17 protein-coding genes are annotated in these 16,976 nt (G+C 71.0%); 9 read left to right on the top strand and 8 right to left on the bottom strand.

Annotation, left to right across the window (positions count from 1 at the left end; genetic code table 11):
- Positions 1-30: 30 nt before the first annotated feature.
- From ACGFT2_RS10115 to ACGFT2_RS10095, 5 genes are all read left to right on the top strand, one after another.
- A complete protein-coding gene (locus tag ACGFT2_RS10115) occupies positions 31-2,250 on the top strand; it encodes an MMPL family transporter (protein ID WP_393275428.1) in 2,220 nt (739 codons plus the stop codon).
- 189 nt (positions 2,251-2,439) lie between these two features.
- Positions 2,440-2,610: a hypothetical protein gene (locus ACGFT2_RS10110; protein WP_393275426.1), complete on the top strand. Its 171-nt coding sequence runs from the start codon at positions 2,440-2,442 to the stop codon at positions 2,608-2,610.
- On the top strand, positions 2,607-3,452 hold the full coding sequence (locus ACGFT2_RS10105; protein WP_393275424.1) for an EamA family transporter: 846 nt from the start codon (positions 2,607-2,609) through the stop codon (positions 3,450-3,452). Before ACGFT2_RS10110 ends, ACGFT2_RS10105 begins: the two co-directional genes overlap by 4 nt.
- 205 nt (positions 3,453-3,657) lie before the next feature.
- Positions 3,658-4,536 (top strand): NAD(P)-dependent oxidoreductase, encoded by an 879-nt coding sequence (locus ACGFT2_RS10100; RefSeq protein ID WP_393275422.1) that lies wholly within the window; start codon positions 3,658-3,660, stop codon positions 4,534-4,536.
- 103 nt (positions 4,537-4,639) lie between these two features.
- On the top strand, positions 4,640-4,918 hold the full coding sequence (locus tag ACGFT2_RS10095) for a DUF1876 domain-containing protein (RefSeq protein ID WP_393275421.1): 279 nt from the start codon (positions 4,640-4,642) through the stop codon (positions 4,916-4,918).
- A 79-nt stretch (positions 4,919-4,997) separates the two neighbouring features.
- Here the strand turns inward: ACGFT2_RS10095 and ACGFT2_RS10090 are convergent, their stop codons facing one another.
- The 4 genes from ACGFT2_RS10090 to ACGFT2_RS10075 all read right to left on the bottom strand — a co-directional run bounded on the left by ACGFT2_RS10090 (position 4,998) and on the right by ACGFT2_RS10075 (position 8,887).
- Positions 4,998-6,158 carry a serine hydrolase domain-containing protein gene (locus tag ACGFT2_RS10090; protein ID WP_393275419.1) on the bottom strand — a complete coding sequence of 387 codons (1,161 nt, stop codon included), beginning with the start codon at positions 6,156-6,158 and terminating at the stop codon, positions 4,998-5,000.
- A gap of 140 nt (positions 6,159-6,298) precedes the next feature.
- Complete coding sequence (locus ACGFT2_RS10085; protein ID WP_393275417.1) at positions 6,299-7,075, bottom strand: energy-coupling factor ABC transporter ATP-binding protein; 777 nt, start codon at positions 7,073-7,075, stop codon at positions 6,299-6,301.
- Complete coding sequence (gene cbiQ, locus ACGFT2_RS10080) at positions 7,063-7,824, bottom strand: cobalt ECF transporter T component CbiQ (protein ID WP_393275415.1); 762 nt, start codon at positions 7,822-7,824, stop codon at positions 7,063-7,065. The genes ACGFT2_RS10085 and cbiQ overlap by 13 nt, the downstream gene beginning before the upstream one ends.
- 1 nt (position 7,825) lies before the next feature.
- Positions 7,826-8,887 (bottom strand): energy-coupling factor ABC transporter permease, encoded by a 1,062-nt coding sequence (locus tag ACGFT2_RS10075; protein ID WP_393275413.1) that lies wholly within the window; start codon positions 8,885-8,887, stop codon positions 7,826-7,828.
- Positions 8,888-9,069: 182 nt separating this feature from the next.
- Here ACGFT2_RS10075 and ACGFT2_RS10070 point away from each other — a divergent pair, with 182 nt between their 5' ends.
- Complete coding sequence (locus tag ACGFT2_RS10070) at positions 9,070-9,408, top strand: SsgA family sporulation/cell division regulator (protein WP_393275411.1); 339 nt, start codon at positions 9,070-9,072, stop codon at positions 9,406-9,408.
- 87 nt (positions 9,409-9,495) lie between these two features.
- Here the strand turns inward: ACGFT2_RS10070 and ACGFT2_RS10065 are convergent, their stop codons facing one another.
- Both ACGFT2_RS10065 and ACGFT2_RS10060 read right to left on the bottom strand, forming a co-directional pair.
- Entirely contained in the window at positions 9,496-11,163 is a 1,668-nt protein-coding gene (locus tag ACGFT2_RS10065) for a penicillin-binding transpeptidase domain-containing protein (protein ID WP_393275409.1), read from the bottom strand.
- Positions 11,164-11,261: 98 nt separating this feature from the next.
- Positions 11,262-12,899 carry a penicillin-binding transpeptidase domain-containing protein gene (locus ACGFT2_RS10060; protein WP_393275407.1) on the bottom strand — a complete coding sequence of 546 codons (1,638 nt, stop codon included), beginning with the start codon at positions 12,897-12,899 and terminating at the stop codon, positions 11,262-11,264.
- A gap of 380 nt (positions 12,900-13,279) precedes the next feature.
- Here ACGFT2_RS10060 and ACGFT2_RS10055 point away from each other — a divergent pair, with 380 nt between their 5' ends.
- Positions 13,280-14,425 (top strand): PP2C family protein-serine/threonine phosphatase, encoded by a 1,146-nt coding sequence (locus ACGFT2_RS10055; protein ID WP_393275406.1) that lies wholly within the window; start codon positions 13,280-13,282, stop codon positions 14,423-14,425.
- Positions 14,426-14,669: 244 nt separating this feature from the next.
- A complete protein-coding gene (locus ACGFT2_RS10050; RefSeq protein ID WP_393275404.1) occupies positions 14,670-15,119 on the top strand; it encodes a GIY-YIG nuclease family protein in 450 nt (149 codons plus the stop codon).
- Here the strand turns inward: ACGFT2_RS10050 and ACGFT2_RS10045 are convergent.
- Both ACGFT2_RS10045 and ACGFT2_RS10040 read right to left on the bottom strand, forming a co-directional pair.
- Positions 15,106-15,255: a hypothetical protein gene (locus tag ACGFT2_RS10045; RefSeq protein WP_393275402.1), complete on the bottom strand. Its 150-nt coding sequence runs from the start codon at positions 15,253-15,255 to the stop codon at positions 15,106-15,108. The genes ACGFT2_RS10050 and ACGFT2_RS10045 overlap by 14 nt on opposite strands.
- A gap of 179 nt (positions 15,256-15,434) precedes the next feature.
- Positions 15,435-16,085 (bottom strand): ParA family protein, encoded by a 651-nt coding sequence (locus ACGFT2_RS10040; protein WP_393275400.1) that lies wholly within the window; start codon positions 16,083-16,085, stop codon positions 15,435-15,437.
- 683 nt (positions 16,086-16,768) lie between these two features.
- Between ACGFT2_RS10040 and ACGFT2_RS10035 the strand changes: the two genes are divergently transcribed.
- Positions 16,769-16,976, top strand: a 208-nt coding sequence (locus ACGFT2_RS10035; RefSeq protein WP_393275398.1) for a hypothetical protein, incomplete at its 3' end; no start/stop codon positions are given.

Below are 16,976 nucleotides of genomic sequence, written 5' to 3'. Positions count from 1 at the left end.
AACCCACGACCTGACCGGGAGTACGCCTCCGTGGCCACGTTCCTCTACAAACTCGGCCGGCTCGCCTTCCGGCGACGCCACTTCGCCGCCCTCATATGGGTCGCGCTGCTCACCCTCGCCGGGGTGGGCGCCGCCTCCGCGCCAACCGCCGGCAACACGTCCTTCTCCATCCCGGGCACCGAGGCCCAGAAGGCCTTCGACCTGCTGGAACAGCGCTTCCCCGGGATGAGCGCCGACGGCGCGACCGCCCGGGTCGTCTTCAAGGCCCCGAGGGGCGAGAAGATGACGGACGCCGTCAACAAGGCGACCGTCGAGAAGACCGTCGGCAAGCTCAAGGGCGACTCCGAGGTCACCTCGGTCGCCGACCCCTACAAGGGGCATGCCGTCAGCAAGAACGGCACGATCGCCTACGCCTCGGTGAAGTACAGGGTCTCCGGCATGGAGCTGGAGGACACCTCGCGCGACGCGCTGAAGAAGGCCGCGCAGGAGGCACGGGACGCGGGGCTCACCGTCGAGATCGGCGGTGACGCGCTCAGCGCGACCCCCGAGACCGGCTCCAGCGAGGTCATCGGCATCGCGATCGCCGCGGTCGTCCTCGTCATCACCTTCGGTTCGCTGCTCGCGGCCGGATTCCCGCTGCTGACCGCGATCATCGGCGTCGGCATCGGCGTCTCCACGATCACCGCGCTCGCCAGCGCCCTGGATCTGGGCACCACCACCTCCACCCTGGCCTCGATGATCGGCCTCGCCGTCGGCATCGACTACGCCCTGTTCATCGTCTCCCGCTACCGCGCGGAACTCGCCGAGGGCCGCGAACGCGAGGAGGCGGCCGGCCGCGCCGTCGGCACGGCGGGCTCGGCGGTCGTCTTCGCCGGACTGACCGTCGTCATCGCCCTGGTCGGCCTGTCCGTCGTCAACATCCCGATGCTCACGAAGATGGGCGTCGCGGCCGCGGGCACCGTCGCCATCGCGGTCCTCATCGCCCTCACCCTGATCCCGGCACTGCTCGGCTACGCGGGCCGCAGGATCAAGCCGGCCGGCGAGAAGAGCAAGCTGCTCGGCGGCGGCCGCCCGCCCAGGAAGCCGGGCCGGCCCAACATGGGCACCCGCTGGGCCCGCTTCGTCGTCCGGCGCCCGGTCGCCGTACTCCTGCTCGGCGTGATCGGACTCGGCGCGGCCGCGATCCCGGCCGCCTCCCTCGAACTCGGCCTCCCCGACGACGGCTCCCAGCCGACCTCGACCACCCAGCGCCGCGCCTACGACCTGCTCTCCGAGGGCTTCGGACCCGGCTTCAACGGTCCGCTCATGGTCGTCGTCGACGCCAGGGACAGCGACGACGCGAAGGCGGCCTTCGCCAAGGTCGGCGAAGAGATCAAGGGCCTCAAGGACGTCGTCACGGTCACCCCGGCCGCGCCCAACAAGGCCGGCGACACCGCGACGATCACCGTCGTCCCGGAGTCCAAGCCGTCCTCGGCGACGACCGAGAACCTGGTGCACGCCATCCGTGACAAGGGCACGGACATCGCCCGGGAGACCGACTCCACGGTCCTGGTCACCGGCTCGACGGCGATGAACATCGACGTCTCGCAGAAGCTGAACGACGCCCTGCTGCCCTACCTGGCCCTGGTCGTCGGACTCGCCTTCCTGCTGCTCATCGTGGTGTTCCGCTCGATCCTCGTCCCGCTGAAGGCGGCCCTCGGCTTCCTGCTCAGCGTCCTGGCCGCCCTCGGCGCCGTGGTCGCGGTCTTCCAGTGGGGCTGGCTGTCCGGCCTGATGAACGTCGAGCAGACCGGCCCGGTCATGTCGATGATGCCGATCTTCATGGTGGGCGTCGTCTTCGGCCTCGCCATGGACTACGAGGTCTTCCTGGTGACCCGGATGCGGGAGGCCTTCGTCCACGGCGAGAGCGCGAGCCAGGCGGTGGTGACGGGCTTCAGGTACGGCGCCCGGGTCGTGACGGCCGCCGCCGTCATCATGATCGCCGTCTTCTCCGGCTTCATCGGCTCCAGCGAGTCGATGGTCAAGATGATCGGCTTCGGCCTCGCCATCGCCGTCTTCTTCGACGCGTTCCTCGTCCGCATGGCCATCGTGCCGGCGGTGCTCGCGCTGCTCGGCAAGCGGGCCTGGTGGCTGCCGAAGTGGCTGGACCGGGCGCTGCCCAACGTCGACGTCGAGGGCGAGGGCCTGCGCACGGCGGAGGAACGCAGGGACGCCGACCCCGACGGGGAGCGGGAGCTGGTACGCGCCTGACGTACCGCTTCCGACGGCAGAACGGCCGGTGAGGGTGCCCGTGGGGACGGGTTGCACCCTCACCGGCTCATGTCCTGACCCGCGACCCGCGGAGCGGGTGATCGGCCGAGGTGGGCGACGCCGGCGGGTTCGGCACCGAGGCCGTAACTCGTTCGCGCGCGCCGCGCACCGGCCACTACCGTGCCCTTCATGACGACGGAAGCCGCCACGGACGCCGACGGATCAGGAGCCCACCCCCGGTTCGCCGAGGCCCTGCGCGAGCACGGGATCGGGGAGCCGGCCGGCAAGGTGCGCGGGCTTCCCGATCTGGTCGCCCACGCGGGTGCCGCGCCGGTGGACGTGCGCGAGCGGACCGCATGACACCGCTCGTCGCGTCGGCCGTCCTGCTGGCCGCCGTCACCCACGCCAGCTGGAACGCCATCGCCCACCGGATCACCGACAAGCTGGTCGGCTTCACCCTGATCTCCGGCGGCGGGGTGCTCATCGGGCTCGCGGCACTGCCGTTCACCGCCGTCCCGGCCGCGGCCGCCTGGCCGTACCTGCTGACCTCGGCCGTCGTGCACGTCGCCTACTACGCCCTGCTGATGACGTCCTTCCGCCTGGGTGACTTCGGACAGGCCTACCCCCTCGCGCGCGGCAGCGCGCCGCTCGTCGTCGCCCTTCTCGCCGCCGTCTTCGCGCACGAGGTGCCCGGTGCCTGGGCGATGGCCGGCATCGTCGTGTCCTGCCTCGGCCTGACCGGCGTCAGCCTGTGGGGCCTGCGCGGGAGCCGGCCCGACTGGGCGGCGATCGGAGCGGCTCTGGCGACCGGTCTGACGATCGCCGCGTACACGGTGCTCGACGGACTGGGCGCCCGCGCCTCGCACACCCCCCTCGGCTACATCGCCTGGCTCATGGCCATCCAGGGGGTCGTCATCCCCGCGTACATGTACGCACGCGCGCGTGGCGACACCCTCCGGCTGCTGCGGCCCCACGCCGCCCTCGGCCTTCTCGGCGCCGCCCTCTCCGTCGCCGCGTACGCCCTGGTCCTGTGGGCGCAGACCCGCGCCGAACTCGCGCCCGTCGCCGCCCTGCGCGAGTCGTCCGTCATCGTCGGCGCCGCGATCGGCGCACTGCTCTTCAAGGAGCGCTTCGGAGCACCCCGGCTCGCGGCGGCGGGCCTGCTGGTCGTGGGGATCGGGCTGATGCTGCACGCCGGATAGCGCGTGCGGCTGGAGCCGGCCCCTCGGCGCGCCCGTACGAAGCGGACCGTCCGTGCGGCCGGAGCGGAAAGGAGCGCGGCTCGAGCCGTCCCCGGGCGCATCCGTACGAAGATGACGTCGGAGCACGAGGCAGTAACCGCATGACAGCACGAGGCAGCAACCGCACGACTGCACGAGGCAGTAACCGCACGACAGGGAGCCGTCAATGACCGAGAAGCCGACCGTCAGTGTCCTGGGCACGGGCATCATGGGGGCCGCCATGGCCCGCAACCTCTGCCGCGCCGGGCTGGACGTCCGCGCCTGGAACCGCACCCGCGAGAAGGCCGAGCCGCTGGCCGCCGACGGCGCCCGGATCACCGGCACGCCCGCCGAGGCCGTCGAGGGCGCCGATGTCGTACTGACCATGCTCTACGACGGCAACGCCGTCCTGGACGTCATGCGCGAGGCGGCCCCGGCACTGCGTTCCGGCGCGGTCTGGGCGCAGTGCACCACCGCCGGGACGGACCTGATCACGGAGCTGGCCGCGTTCGCCCGCGAGCACGGGCTCGTCTTCTACGACGCCCCCGTCCTCGGCACGCGCCGGCCCGCCGAGGACGGCCTGCTGACCGTGCTTGCCGCCGGACCGCAGGAGGGCCGGGCCGCGGTCGAGCCGGTCTTCGACGCGGTCGGGGCCAAGACGGTGTGGACCGGGGACGACGGCGGCACGGGCAGCGCCAGCCGGCTGAAGCTGGTCGCCAACAGCTGGGTCCTCGCGGCCACCGCCGCGGCGGGTGAGGTGCTGGCCCTGTCGAAGGGCCTGGGTGTCGACCCGCAGCACTTCTTCGACCTGATCGAAGGCGGCCCGCTCGACATGGGATACCTGCGCGCCAAGGCCACGCTGATCCTCGAGGACAAGCTCTCCCCGGCGTCGTTCGCGGTGGCCACCGCGGAGAAGGACGCCCGGCTCATCGTCCAGGCCGGCGAACGGCAGGGCGTACGCCTCGACGTCGCCGCGGCGACCGCCGAGCGGCTCGCCCGTGCCGCCGCCCAGGGCCACGCGGACGAGGACATGGCCGCCGCCTACTTCGCCAGCTTCGACGAGTGAGGACCGTACGGCCGCCTCGCGCGGCGGGCGGCCCGGGCACCGACATGACGGGCGGGGCCGCCCGGCGCACCCTGGAAGCAGTGGCTCTCCGGAGGTGGTCGACATGATGCACACGGTTGTGGGATGGCACGTCGAGCTGGAGTTCGTGGAGGACGACGATCAGCACACGCGCGCGGTGGCGATGGTGCGTCTGCCCGACGGCACCGAGGTACGGGCGCATGGCCGGGCCAGCCGGCACCGCGTCGACTCCCACCAGCCGCGGGTCGGCGAGGAGATCGCCGGCGCCCGCGCGCTCAACGAACTGGCCATGCAACTGCTGACCAAGGCGCACGAGGAGATCGACGCGGATTCCGGCCGGACCTCGCACCCGATCCACGTGTGACGCGACAGGGCGCGAGAGGGAGGACCTTCGGGACGACGCGCGCCGCGGCCGCGGCGCACCCCCCTGACCGCGGCCGTGCCTAGGCGAGTGCCGTGCGCAGGGCCCGCACCAGGGCCTGGGCCCGCGGGTCCGCCGTCACGCCCTTCCTGAAGCCGTTGGTGACGTAGCCGAAGGAGACACCGGCCTCCGGGTCGGCGAACGCGAGCGCACCGCCCCGGCCGGGATGCCCGAAGGAGGCGGGGGAGAGCAGCGGGGAGGCGATGCCGTGCAGCATGTGGCCGAGGCCGAAGCGGGTGCCGACGACGAGGACCCGGTCGGCTCCGGCGGACTGCTCGGTGCGGGCCAGTTCCGTCGTCGCCGGGGCGAACAGGCGGGTGCCACCGTCCACCTCGCCGATCAGCGAGGCGTAGAAGCGGGCCAGGCCGTCGGCGGTGGCGATGCCGTTGGAGGCGGGCAGGGCGGCGGCGCGGTAGGCGGGGTCGTTCTCGTCCGGCAGTGGTGTGATCGCGGCGAACGCGCGGCGGGTCAGGGAGTCCGGGTCGGCGTACGCCTCGGCGACGGCGCGCTTGGGGCGGGTCCTCAGTGCGCCTGCGGCTTCCGGGGCCTCGACGGGACCGACGCGTCCGACGCGCGTGCGGTGCGACGCGGGCAGGCCCAGCCACAGGTCCGCGCCGACGGGCCCGGCGATCTCGTCCGCCAGCCACTCGCCCACCGGGCGGCCGGTGACGCGCCGGACCAGTTCACCGGTCAGCCAGCTGTAGGTCTGGGCGTGGTAGCCGTGGTCCGTGCCCGGCTCCCAGGCCGGCGCCTGCCGGGCGACGGCCGCCGCACCGAGGTCGGGGTCGGCGGCCTCCCGCGGGGTCAGCGGACGGTCGAGTACGGGTAGGCCGGCGCGGTGCGCGAGCAGGTGCCGCACCCGGGTGTGCTCCTTGCCGGCCGCCTTGTACTCGGGCCAGTAGGTGCCGACCGGGGCGTCCAGGTCCAGCTCGCCGCGTTGATGCAGGAGCAGCAGCGCGGCGGCCGCGACGCCCTTGGTCGCGGAGCGCACGATCTGCGCGGTACCGGACTCCCAGGGGGTGTCGCCGTCCACGTCCCTGGTGCCGGCCCACAGGTCCACGACCCGGTGCCCGTCGCGGTACACGGCGACGGCCGCACCGCGTTCGCCGAGCAGGGCGAAGTTCGCTGCGAACGCCTCCCTGACCGGCTCGAAGCCCTCGGCCACAGTGCCGTTCACGTCCACGCCCGCCGTCCCTTCCGATCGCCTGCGACAGTGCGTGCAACAGCTGCCCTGCGCCTGCGATTCCTCGGCGCAGGGCGGACGGACGTGAGGTGTCTCTCAGTGCCGCTCCGGTGCCGCCGCGGTGGGTGCGGGGCGTCGCGTCAGGCGTGGTGCGGGGTGGTGGGGGCCACGGTGCGGGGGTCGAAGCCGAAGGGCAGTTCCAGGCGGTGCGCCCGCATCAGCCGGTCGTCGGAGAGCAGCTCGCCGGTCGGCCCGTCCGCAGCGATCACGCCGTCGCTGAGGATCATGGCGCGCGGGCACAGCTCCAGGGCGTACGGCAGGTCGTGGGTGACCATGAGGACCGTCACGTCCAGCGAGCGCAGGATGTCGGCGAGTTCGCGGCGGGAGGCCGGGTCGAGGTTGGAGGAGGGCTCGTCCAGGACGAGGATCTCCGGCTCCATGGCGAGCACGGTGGCCACCGCGACGCGCCGGCGCTGGCCGAAGGAGAGGTGATGCGGCGGACGGTCGGCGAAGTCCTGCATGCCGACCCGTTCCAGGGCGTGCCGCACCCGTTCCTCCAGCGCGGCGCCCCTCAGCCCGGCGGCGGCCGGGCCGAACGCCACGTCCTCTCGCACGGTCGGCATGAACAGCTGGTCGTCCGGGTCCTGGAAGACGATGCCGACCTTCTGCCGGACGGCGGCCATGTGCTTCTTGCCGACGGGCAGCCCGGCCACGGTCACCGTGCCGGTGCCGCCGCCGAGGATGCCGTTCAGGTGCAGGACCAGGGTCGTCTTGCCGGCGCCGTTCGGGCCGAGCAGCGCGACCCGCTCACCGCGCGCGAGGCGGAAGTCGACACCGAACAGGGCCTGGTGGCCGTCCGGGTAGGCGAAGGCGAGGCCGGAGACCTCCAGGGAGGCAGGTGTAGTCACAGGACCCATCCCAGCAGACAGACGGTGAGGGCGGCGCAGGGGAGCGTGAGGGCGTACGACCACTGCGCCCGGGACGCGGTCACCTCGTCGATGACCGGCATCGAGCCGGCGTACCCCCGGCTGACCATGGCCAGGTGCACGCGCTCCCCGCGTTCGTAGGAGCGGATGAACAGCGCGCCGGCGGACTTGGCGAGCACGCCCCAGTGGCGCACGCCATTCGCCTCGAAGCCACGCGACTCACGGGCGATCCGCATCCGGCGCATCTCGTCGGTGATGACGTCGCCGTAGCGGATCATGAAGGAGGCGATCTGCACGAGCAGCGGCGGCAGCTTCAGCCGCTGCAGCCCGAGGAGCAGTTCGCGCAGTTCGGTGGTGGCGGCGAGCAGCACGGAGGCGGCGACGCCGAGTGTGCCCTTGGCCAGCACGTTCCAGGCGCCCCACAGGCCGCTCTCGCTGAGCGACATCCCGAGGACGTGTACCTGCTCGCCCTCCGCCACGAACGGCATGAGCACCGCGAACGCGACGAACGGGATCTCGATCAGCAGCCGCCTGAGCAGGAAACCGGCGGGCACGCGCGCGTGGTACGCGATGACCGCGAGCAGGACGGCGTAGACCGCGAACGCCCACATGGCCCCCCGCGGGGTCGACACCACGACCACCACGAACAGGAAGACGGCGGCCAGCTTGGTGTGCGGCGGCAGGGCGTGCACGGGCGAGTGCCCGTGCCGGTAGAGCCGGTGCGCGTGTCCCGCTCCCACGTCAGACGCCCGAGCCCGTCGTGGAGACGGGGGAGACGTCCGCGCTGCGGCGCCGGCGCACGGCCCAGAACACCGCGCTGCCCGCCACGACGGTGACGCCGACGCCGATCACTCCCGCGAGGCCGCCGGACAGCCGGGCGTCGGAGATGTCCTTGACGCCGTAGTCGGCGAGCGGGGAGTCGGCCGCCGCGTGCGCCTCCTCCTTCCTGTCGATGCCCTTGTCGTGCGCGACCTTCTCCAGGCCGTCGGGGTTGGCGGAGGCGTAGAAGCTGACGAAGCCGGCGAGGACGAGGGAGGTGACGAGGCCGGTCACCCACAGCGTGCGCCGGGAGGTGCGCGCCGCCACGGGCGCCGTGGGCGCCTCGGCCGCGGGGGCGTCGACCAGCGTGCCGTTCACCCGCAGCTGGAGCCGCTGCCGCAGGCCGTGCGCGCCGTGCACGAGGTCGGGGCGTACGGCGACGACGGCGCCGACGGTGAGAGCGGTGATGACCGCCTCGCCGATCCCGATCAGCACGTGCACGCCGATCATCGCGGTCGCGACCTTGCCGAGGGAGATGTCGGTGGTGCCGCCGATCGCGTAGATCGCGGTGAAGGCGACGGCGGCGGCCGGCACGGACACCAGTGCGGCGACGAAGGAGGCGACGGTCACCGAGCGCCGCTTGCGGGGCAGCACGGCGAGCAGACCGCGGAAGATCGCGTAGGACACGACCGTCGTGACGATGGCCATGTCGGTGATGTTCACGCCGAGCGCGGTCAGCCCGCCGTCGGCGAACAGCACACCCTGCATGAGCAGGACCACCGACACGCACAGCACCCCTGTATAGGGGCCGACGAGGATCGCGGCCAGCGCACCACCCAGAAGGTGGCCGCTTGTTCCGGCCGCTACGGGGAAGTTGAGCATCTGTACGGCGAAGATGAACGCCGCTACCAGACCGGCCAGCGGGGCCGTTCGCTCGTCGAGTTCGCGGCGGGCGCCGCGCAGGCTCACCGCGAGCGCACCGGCGGCGACCACTCCGGTGACGGCGGAGGTGGGGGCGTTGATGAATCCGTCAGGTACATGCACCGTACGATTTTAGAACCTTGTTGCAAGTGGCTTGCAAGTACCAGTCGGTCGTCCGGTGAAACGGGCGGAGGTGCCGGGAGATCCACCGCCTCCGGACGCGCTCACAGGAAAATGTGCGACATTGGAGGAGGAAGTGGATGCATGACTTTCGCAAAGGTCACACTGCGTGAAAGGGCGTTCCGATGTCTGTAGTCGAACAGTACGCGCGCGCCCATATCGTCACGGACGAAGAGGATCCGGGGGCGGTCCCCGTCGTGCTGCGGTACGACCCCGACAGTGATCCACGGTCGGTGCGGTTCGGCCTGCCGGGCCCGCACGAGTGGACCTTCTCCCGCGCACTGCTGGAAAAGGGACTGCGGGCACCGGCCGAGAGCGGTGACGTACGCGTGTGGCCGTGCGGGCGCGTCCAGGCCGTCGTGGAGTTCCACACTGATTGCGGCGTGGCCGTCGTGCAGTTCGAGTCCAAGACCCTGGTCAGATTCCTGCGCCGGACCTACACCGCCGAGCCGGTGCACACCTGAGCCGAGTGGGACCGGTGCGCACCTGACCGAGCCGGACGGGACCTGACCGGCAGGGCCGGGACGGCGCCGCCGGGCCGGGGGCGGCGGTCAGCCTCCAGTCCTGAGGAGTGCCGCCACGATCGGGCCCGCCGTGTCGCCGCCGTGGCCGCCGGCCTGGACGACGCCCGCCGCGGCGAGGTCGCCCCGGTAGGCGGTGAACCAGCCGTTGGGCTTCTTCTGCCCGTCGACCTCCGCGGAGCCGGTCTTCGCGCCGTAGTCCGGGCCGAGCCCGGACATCGCCTCGGCCGCCGTGCCGGAGGCGGCCGTGTACCGCATCATCTCGCGCAGCTGGGACAGCGTCCCGGCGGACATGGTGCGCGATGCGGTGGCCAGCGTGCGGTGGTCAACGGACGGTGACACCAGGTACGGCTGATGGAAGGTGCCCGTCTTCACGGTGGCCGCCACCGAGGCCATGTTCAGCGGGTTCATGCGCACCCCGCCCTGCCCGATCAGCGAGGCCGCCATCTGCGCCGCCGACTGGACCGGCACCGAGCCGTCGAAGCTGGGCACACCGATCGCCCAGTTGTTCATGGACAGGCCGAAGACCTGCTGCGCCTGCTCGGTCAGGTCGTCGTTCTGCAGCTTCTTCGCCTGGCTGATGAAGGCCGTGTTGCAGGAGCGGGCGAAGCTGGCCTTGAGCGTGCCGCCCTTGATCTCGAAGTCGTCGTCGTTGTGGAACTTCCAGCCGCCGTAGGTGAACGTCTTGGGGCAGGGGTGCTTCTTGTCCGCCTCCGCCAGGCCCTTGTCGATCAGCAGCGACGAGGTGATCACCTTCATCGTGGAGCCGGGCGCGAGGGAGCCCTGGAAGGCGATGTTGAAGCCGTGCCCGCTGTTGGCGGCGGCGAGGATCTCGCCGGTCGAGGGACGCACGACGACCACGGAGGCGCCGGCCCGCTTGCCGACCTGCTGTTCGGCGGCCCTCTGCAGGCCCGGACTCAGCGTCGTGCGCACCGTGCCCGGTGTGCCCTTGCTCAGCTCCACGAGCGTCTTGTCGGACAGCTTGGCCGTCCTCGACGCCTTGCCGCGCACCACGCGCAGCTCGATGCCGGCCCGGCCGCCCGCCGTCTTGCCGTACTTCTCCCGCAGGCCGTCCAGCACCGTGCCGAGGGAGGGGTACCGGGTGGCCGTCAGCTTGCCGCCGTCGCGGTCCAGTGCGGTGACGGGCGGGGTGCCGGACTCGCCGGTGACGAGCGTGTCGCCGTCCTTCAGGTCCGGGTGGACGACGGCGGCGTGCCAGTCGACCAGTGGCTTGCCGTCGCTCGCGCGCCGGACGACGGTGAGCGAACTGCCGTAGGCGAGCGGCTTGCCGAGCTTGTGGTACGCGACCGTCGCCTTGACGGAGAAGGGCACCTTGGCGCCCGTCGCCGCCCCGGCGGTGAGGGTGACGTCCGTCAGACGGGCGTCCTTGGCGTAGCCCGTGAGGAGGGCTCCGGCGGCCGACGGGTCGTCGGTGGCGGCCGCCGCCTCCGCGGTCCTGCCCCGCTGCCAGGCGGTGAGGAAGCGCGTCGAGGCCGTGCGGATCTCCGCCGCGGTCAACGGGCCGGTCCTGACGGCCTTGTGGCCGGCCGTGGCGGACGTCCCCTCGTCGGCGGCGGCACCTCCGCCGTACAGCGCGTAGACGCCGAATCCGGCGCCGCCGACGACCACGGCGATCATCCCGCCGAGCACGGCGGGTCCGGTCTTCCGTCGCGCGGCGACGCGCCTTCTCTTGCCCACAGCCTCAGTTCCTCCGCGCCTTCCCCAGGGTCCCCGCAGCCCTCACACACTCCCCAACGACGTCCTTCACCTTAAAGTCCCCGCCGTGACGGCTGATGTCAGCCGGCGTTCCGTAGCACGCTTGCGACAATCGGACCGGCCGCGTCGATGCCGTGACCGCCGTCCTGGACCATCGCGGCCGCCGCCACGTCGTTGCGGTAACCGGTGAACCAGCTGTCCGACCTCGCCTGCCCGTCGGACTCCGCCGAGCCGGTCTTCGCGCCGATGCTCCCGCTGAGCCCGGACATGGTCGGTGCCGCGGTGCCGCTCGTCGCGGTGCGGTTCATCATCGCGCGCAGCTGGGCGACCGTGCCCGGCGACAGCCCACGCGCGCGTGCCGGTTCCCGGTCGTCCAGCGTGAGCGGCACGAGCACCGGCTGCCGGAAGGTGCCGGTCATCGCGGTCGCCGTCACGGAGGCCATGTTCAGAGGGCTCATCTGGACCTGGCCCTGGCCGATGAGGGCGGCTGCGGTGTCGGGGCCCCCGGTGGCGGGGACGCGGCCGTCGAAGGACGGGACGCCGATCTGCCAGTTGTTCCGACCGAGCCCGAACCGCTCCTCGGCCTCGTCGGTGAGGGAGTCCACCTTCACGACGTCCGCGAACTTCACGAACGCGGTGTTGCAGGACCGGGCGAAGCTCTCCGAGAGGGTGGCGTTCTCGTTCGCCTCCAGGCCCGTGAGGTTGTGGAACGTCTGGCTCTGCCAGACGGCGGACGGGGGACAGGGCGCCTTGCCGTTCGCGGACGTCAGGCCGTTGTCGATGAGGGTGGCGGCGCTGATGATCTTCATGGTGGAGCCGGGCGGGCGTTCACCGAGCAGGGCCGCGTCGAAGCCGTCGGTGCGGTTGTTGGCGACGGCCAGGATCTCGCCCGTGCTCGGCCTGACGGCCACGACGGAGGCGTCCGGGTACTTCGCCACGGCCGTCTCGGCGGCCGCCTGCGCGCCCGCGCTCAGGGTCGTGCGGAGCTTGCCGGTCCTGCCCTTCGTGAGCGTGAGGAGGGGGGTGTCGGCGGCCCCTCCGGAGCCGTCCGTGCCCGTATGCCGTACGGCCAGCTCGACACCGGCCCGGCCGCCGGCCTTGTCGCCGTACCGCTTGCGCAACTCGTCCAGGACCGGACCGAGAGAGGGGTACTTCTCCTTCGTCAGCACGGCGCCGTCCCGGTCCAGGGCCTGGATCGGCGCGGCCGCCGACGCGTCGGTGACGAGCGTGTCCCCGGTGCGCAGCCGTGGATGCACGACCGACGGCTTCCAGTCGACCAGCGGGCGGTGCGTGGTCTCACCGCGCACGACGGACAACCTGCTCCGGTAGGCGAGCGGTTCGGACGTGCCGCCGTACGACACCGTCGCCTCGACCGAGAACGGCACGCTCGTGCCGGTGGCCGTGCCGGGCGTGATGCGCACCCCGGTGATGTGCGCGTCGTCGCCGTAGGCCGTCAGCAACTGCTGTGCGGCGCCGGGGTAGTTCGTGTACGACGCCGCGGTCGCCGCGTCGCCCTTCTCCCACGCGGCGAAGAACTTCGCCGCCGTGTCCTTCACCTCGTCCCCGCCGGGCGGCCCGGACTTCACGGTCGCGGCCACGCCGCTCGTCGTCCCGTCGTCGTTCAGTGCGGACAGGATGTTGTAGGCGCCGTAACCGGCGCCTCCCAGCATCGCCGCGCACACCCCGCCTATGACCACGCCCTTGACCCCGTTGCGCATCCCGCGCACTCCTCCCCGTCCCCGTCGGCACGTGCCGCGTCCGTCTCGCCTGTCGCGCCGACAGTGACCTGAACGCGTTCAAAAACAGGTGCGGATGCACTGTAAGCGTTTGCGGTGCCGGTGTGACCGGAGTTGTCGAAAACGTGATCAGACCCGGGTATCGAGCCACATCCGTGAACGCCGGGGGTCGATCGGGACGGGGCGCCGGAACCAGGTAGTGAACGTCACCCCTGATCGGAGGCCGGTGGCCCACCGGGCGTGATCAGAGTGCAAACGGGCCGGGCGGGTCTCTGCGCCGCCCAGGGCGGCGGGCTGAGGTGGAGCTGTGGGTTTCAGCGAGGCAGGCTTGGGACATGAGGTCGCTTCTGCGGTCCCACTCGATGGCAGGAGCCGGCGGTCACAACCGGGTCCTCTTCGCGCTGCTGCAGTGCGTGCCCTTCTTGATCGCGCTGGCTGTGCTGGCCATCGAACTCACGCCTGCGCACTTCATCTACACGGGTCCCTTCCTCACGGCGGTGCCGGCGCTGGCGGCAGTGACGTTGGGGCCCAAGGGCACCACCGCGGCGGCGGGCCTCGCATTGGCGATCAGTGTGACCACCGCGACGCACAACGGGGCGTGGGGCACCCTGCCGGTCTACAGCAACTTCCTGGCTCTGATCCTGGTCTCCGTGGCCGGGTTCATCACCAGCCGCGCCATGCAGGAGCGCAGGCAGCGAGAGCTGGACCAGGTCCGTCGCATCGCCGTTGCGGCCCAGGATGTCGTCCTGCGGCCCGTGCCCCCGCGTCTGGGCCCACTGCGGGCCGGCAGTCTGGCCCTTGCGGCCGGGACGGGGGCACAGGTGGGCGGTGATCTGTACGAGGCGGTGCAGACGCGGTACGGCGTTCGGCTGATCGTCGGAGACGTCCGGGGCAAAGGACTGTCCGCGGTGCGGGCCGTCGCGGCGGCACTGGGAGCGTTCCGGGAGGCGGTGCACTATGAGGACGACCTGGTAGAGGTCATGAACCGCTGCGCGGCTGCGCTTCGGCGAGAAGTCGCCGTCCCGGGTGCGTATGGTCAGGAGGTTCTGCTGGAAGGGTTCACCACGGCCCTCATCGCGCAGGTACCGGACGAACCCGTGGTGCAGTTGGTCAATCGTGGACATCCACCGCCGCTGCTCCTGCACCGGGGCAGGGCTTCCCCACTCATGCCGAGTCTGCCGTTGCCGCCCCTCGGCCTCGAGGACCTCGTCGTCAGCGACCGGCCCGAGAAGCCGGAAAGCTACGCGTTCCTCCCTGGTGACCGGCTGCTGCTGTACACCGATGGTGTGATCGAGGCCCGCAACCGCGAAGGCGAGTTCTTCGCTCTGCCGGAGGCCGTGGAGGGGATGGGCGTCGCACCAAGCCCACTGGAACTCCTGGAGCAACTGCACCAGGCGCTGATTCGTCACACCGGCGGCGAGCTGGCGGACGATGTGGCGATGATCCTGGCCGACCGGCGCGACGGTGACCCACGAGAATCACCTACCGATGGGGCAGGCCTGGGGTGACCGTCGTGGTCGCAGGGGAAACCGCGGCTCGGAGGCCGACCTCCGCGCGATCCGTAGATCTGCCGACCGTGCCGGCCGTGCCGACCGTGCCGGCCGTGCCGACCGTGCCGGCCGTGCCGACCGTGCCGCCCCGCCACGTCCGCCCGGCTAGACCCAGGGGTCCAGCCACATCCGCGATCTCCACGAGTCGATAGGGATGGCCTGGCCCGTGCAGAGCGGCCAGAAGTACTGACTCAAGGCCCGGATGTTCTCGCCCGCAGGGATAACAGAGGGGTCGACGCTACGGCGCACACTCGGCGTTCTGCTTGGGGTCGAGCTGCGACGCGTGGGTAGTGGAAAGCGTTTCACGTTCGGCGGGAACGGTGAAGATCGGCTCAGCGAGTGGATGGCTGATCACGCACAAGTGTGCTGGCTCGGACACGATGAGCCATGGATCCTAGAGCGCCAATTGATCTCAGCTCTCGACTTGCCACTAAACCTGCAACACAACCAGCACAATCCCTTCTACCCGCAGCCAGACAAGCGACTGATCCGCCTCACCACACAGGACACGGTCTTGGTGATGAGACGGATCTTCCGGGCTGAAAGATCCGGAACGCCGAGAGCCGCTGCGGCTCTGAGCAACGGTCGGACACGACCTGCAGGGTCGAGCGAGCTGCCGCGCGGTGAGAGAAATGCGACTACTGCTGCTTGATCCGTTCTTCCACTGCGGGCAGCTGCTCAAGGGCGACGGCGACCAGGGCGGCCATGATGACGTGCTTCGGCTGCCGGGTGGACCAATGGAGCTCATCCAGCGCTTCCGCCAGGGCGTTGGCAGACTCCTTCGGCATGTACCAGGAACGACGGTCCATAGGCGCATTCTTGGCCTGTGCGGGCGCAGAAGCGTCCGGGGCGGGTGGCTGCCGTGTTGGCTGGGTGTCGCTGACGGTGGTGCGGGCGGGACGGGACCGCAGGGGGGTTGTGGGGTCTCCGTTGTCGGCCGGCGGGGGCAGCTTCTTCCTGCGGCCGCTCATTGGCCACCTGCCAGGGTCTTGGCGAGAGCCCCAGGTGCCTGGGCGTGTACGGATTCTGGGGGATAGTCGACCACGGTTCGGCCGGACCGCCAGGTCGCGGTGACGACGACACCTAGCAGCGCGGTGCCGACGATTGGCAGTCCGTCAGGCTTGTCCAGCTCCTCGAGTACGGACTCCGCGAGCTTCGTTGTGGGCCGGCGTAGCGGAGATACGACCAGTCCGTGCAGCTCGAGAGGCTTCTCCCGCAGGTCGGTGTCCGCCGAGGCGATCTGAGGCAGCAGCAGACGGAGAGCTGCGCTGACCTTGGCCTGGACGGGGATGAGCACCCCGTCGGCGGCCGCGAGCGCGTTGGTCGTGAGGATCGGTACCAGCTCGAGCCACTCGGCCGGAGCATGATGACGTGCCATCAGGTCAGCGACGCTGTCGGCGTACGCCCCGATCAGGGCACTGTAGAGGTTGGCCGAACCTTCCCCGGTGGACGCCTGGTCGATGCCCAGTCCGTCTGTGAGGTGGCCTTGCGGGTCGAGGTCGACCAGGAGCCCGCTCTTTCCAGCCTCTGACAGATCGCCGACCATGTTCAGGGCGGTGGCTGTCTTGCTGACACCGCCTTTCTGGTTTGTGACGGCAGTGGTGTGGGTTGTGATCACGGCGCAGGACCTTACGGCTCGCACAGGTGTGAGAAGGGTGACACCCCGACGCCCCTCCTAAAGTGCGGTGCGTTTTGGCTCGCACTGATGCGAGAAGTGCGAAAAGTGCGATGAGTGGTATGGGTGCGATAAACTGATTGACCATTAGACTACCAATGTTCCATTTGACTTGTGGTGCTGCGTCGACTAAAGCGGAATGAAAGGCCGCATCTTTCTCAGTCGTTTCGAGGTGATGCCTTGTGGCCGCAAAACATCAACTCTCGCCGGCTAGGCGACAGCTCATCGCGTTCGGCAGTCCAGTACTGCTTGCCGGGAGCCTTCTCGTGGTGATGCCAGTCGCCCAAGCTGCGGCGCTCCCACAAGCTCCTCCCGTTGCAGCTCCGCAGCAGGATGATCCGGGTGGCTCTCAGGAGGGTGGCTCTCAGGAGAGTGGCTCCCAGGAGGGTGGCTCCCAGGAGGGTGCCTCCCAGGAGGGTGCCTCCCAGGAGGGTGCCTCCCAGGAGAGTGCCTCCCAGGAGGGTGCCTCCCAGGAGGGTGCTTCGCAGGGCAATGCTCCGCAGGGCAATGCTTCGCAGGCTCAGCAGCCGCAGACACTTTGGGGTGGCAAGTACGGCGGGACGCCGGGTGGCTCGACGGGGCCCGGCTATGGGGGCACCGGTGGCCCGATCGAAGTCCCGTCCAAGGTGCCGGGTAGCTCGCAGGACCCGAACAAGACCTCGCCGACCAACCCGACGACGCCGCCGCCGACCAACCCGCCCAACCCGACGACGCCGCAGCCCGGCAACCCGCCGGGGTGGCCCAACCCGACGACGCCGCAGCCCGGCAACCCGCCGGGGTGGCCCAACCCGACGACGCCGCAGCCCGGCAACCCGCCGGGGTGGCCCAACCCGA

It is taken from the genome of Streptomyces sp. NPDC048514 (assembly GCF_043199955.1).
Classification (GTDB): domain Bacteria; phylum Actinomycetota; class Actinomycetes; order Streptomycetales; family Streptomycetaceae; genus Streptomyces.
Note: the sequence above shows the minus strand (reverse complement) of the source record. Positions and strands in the feature narration are given on the sequence as shown.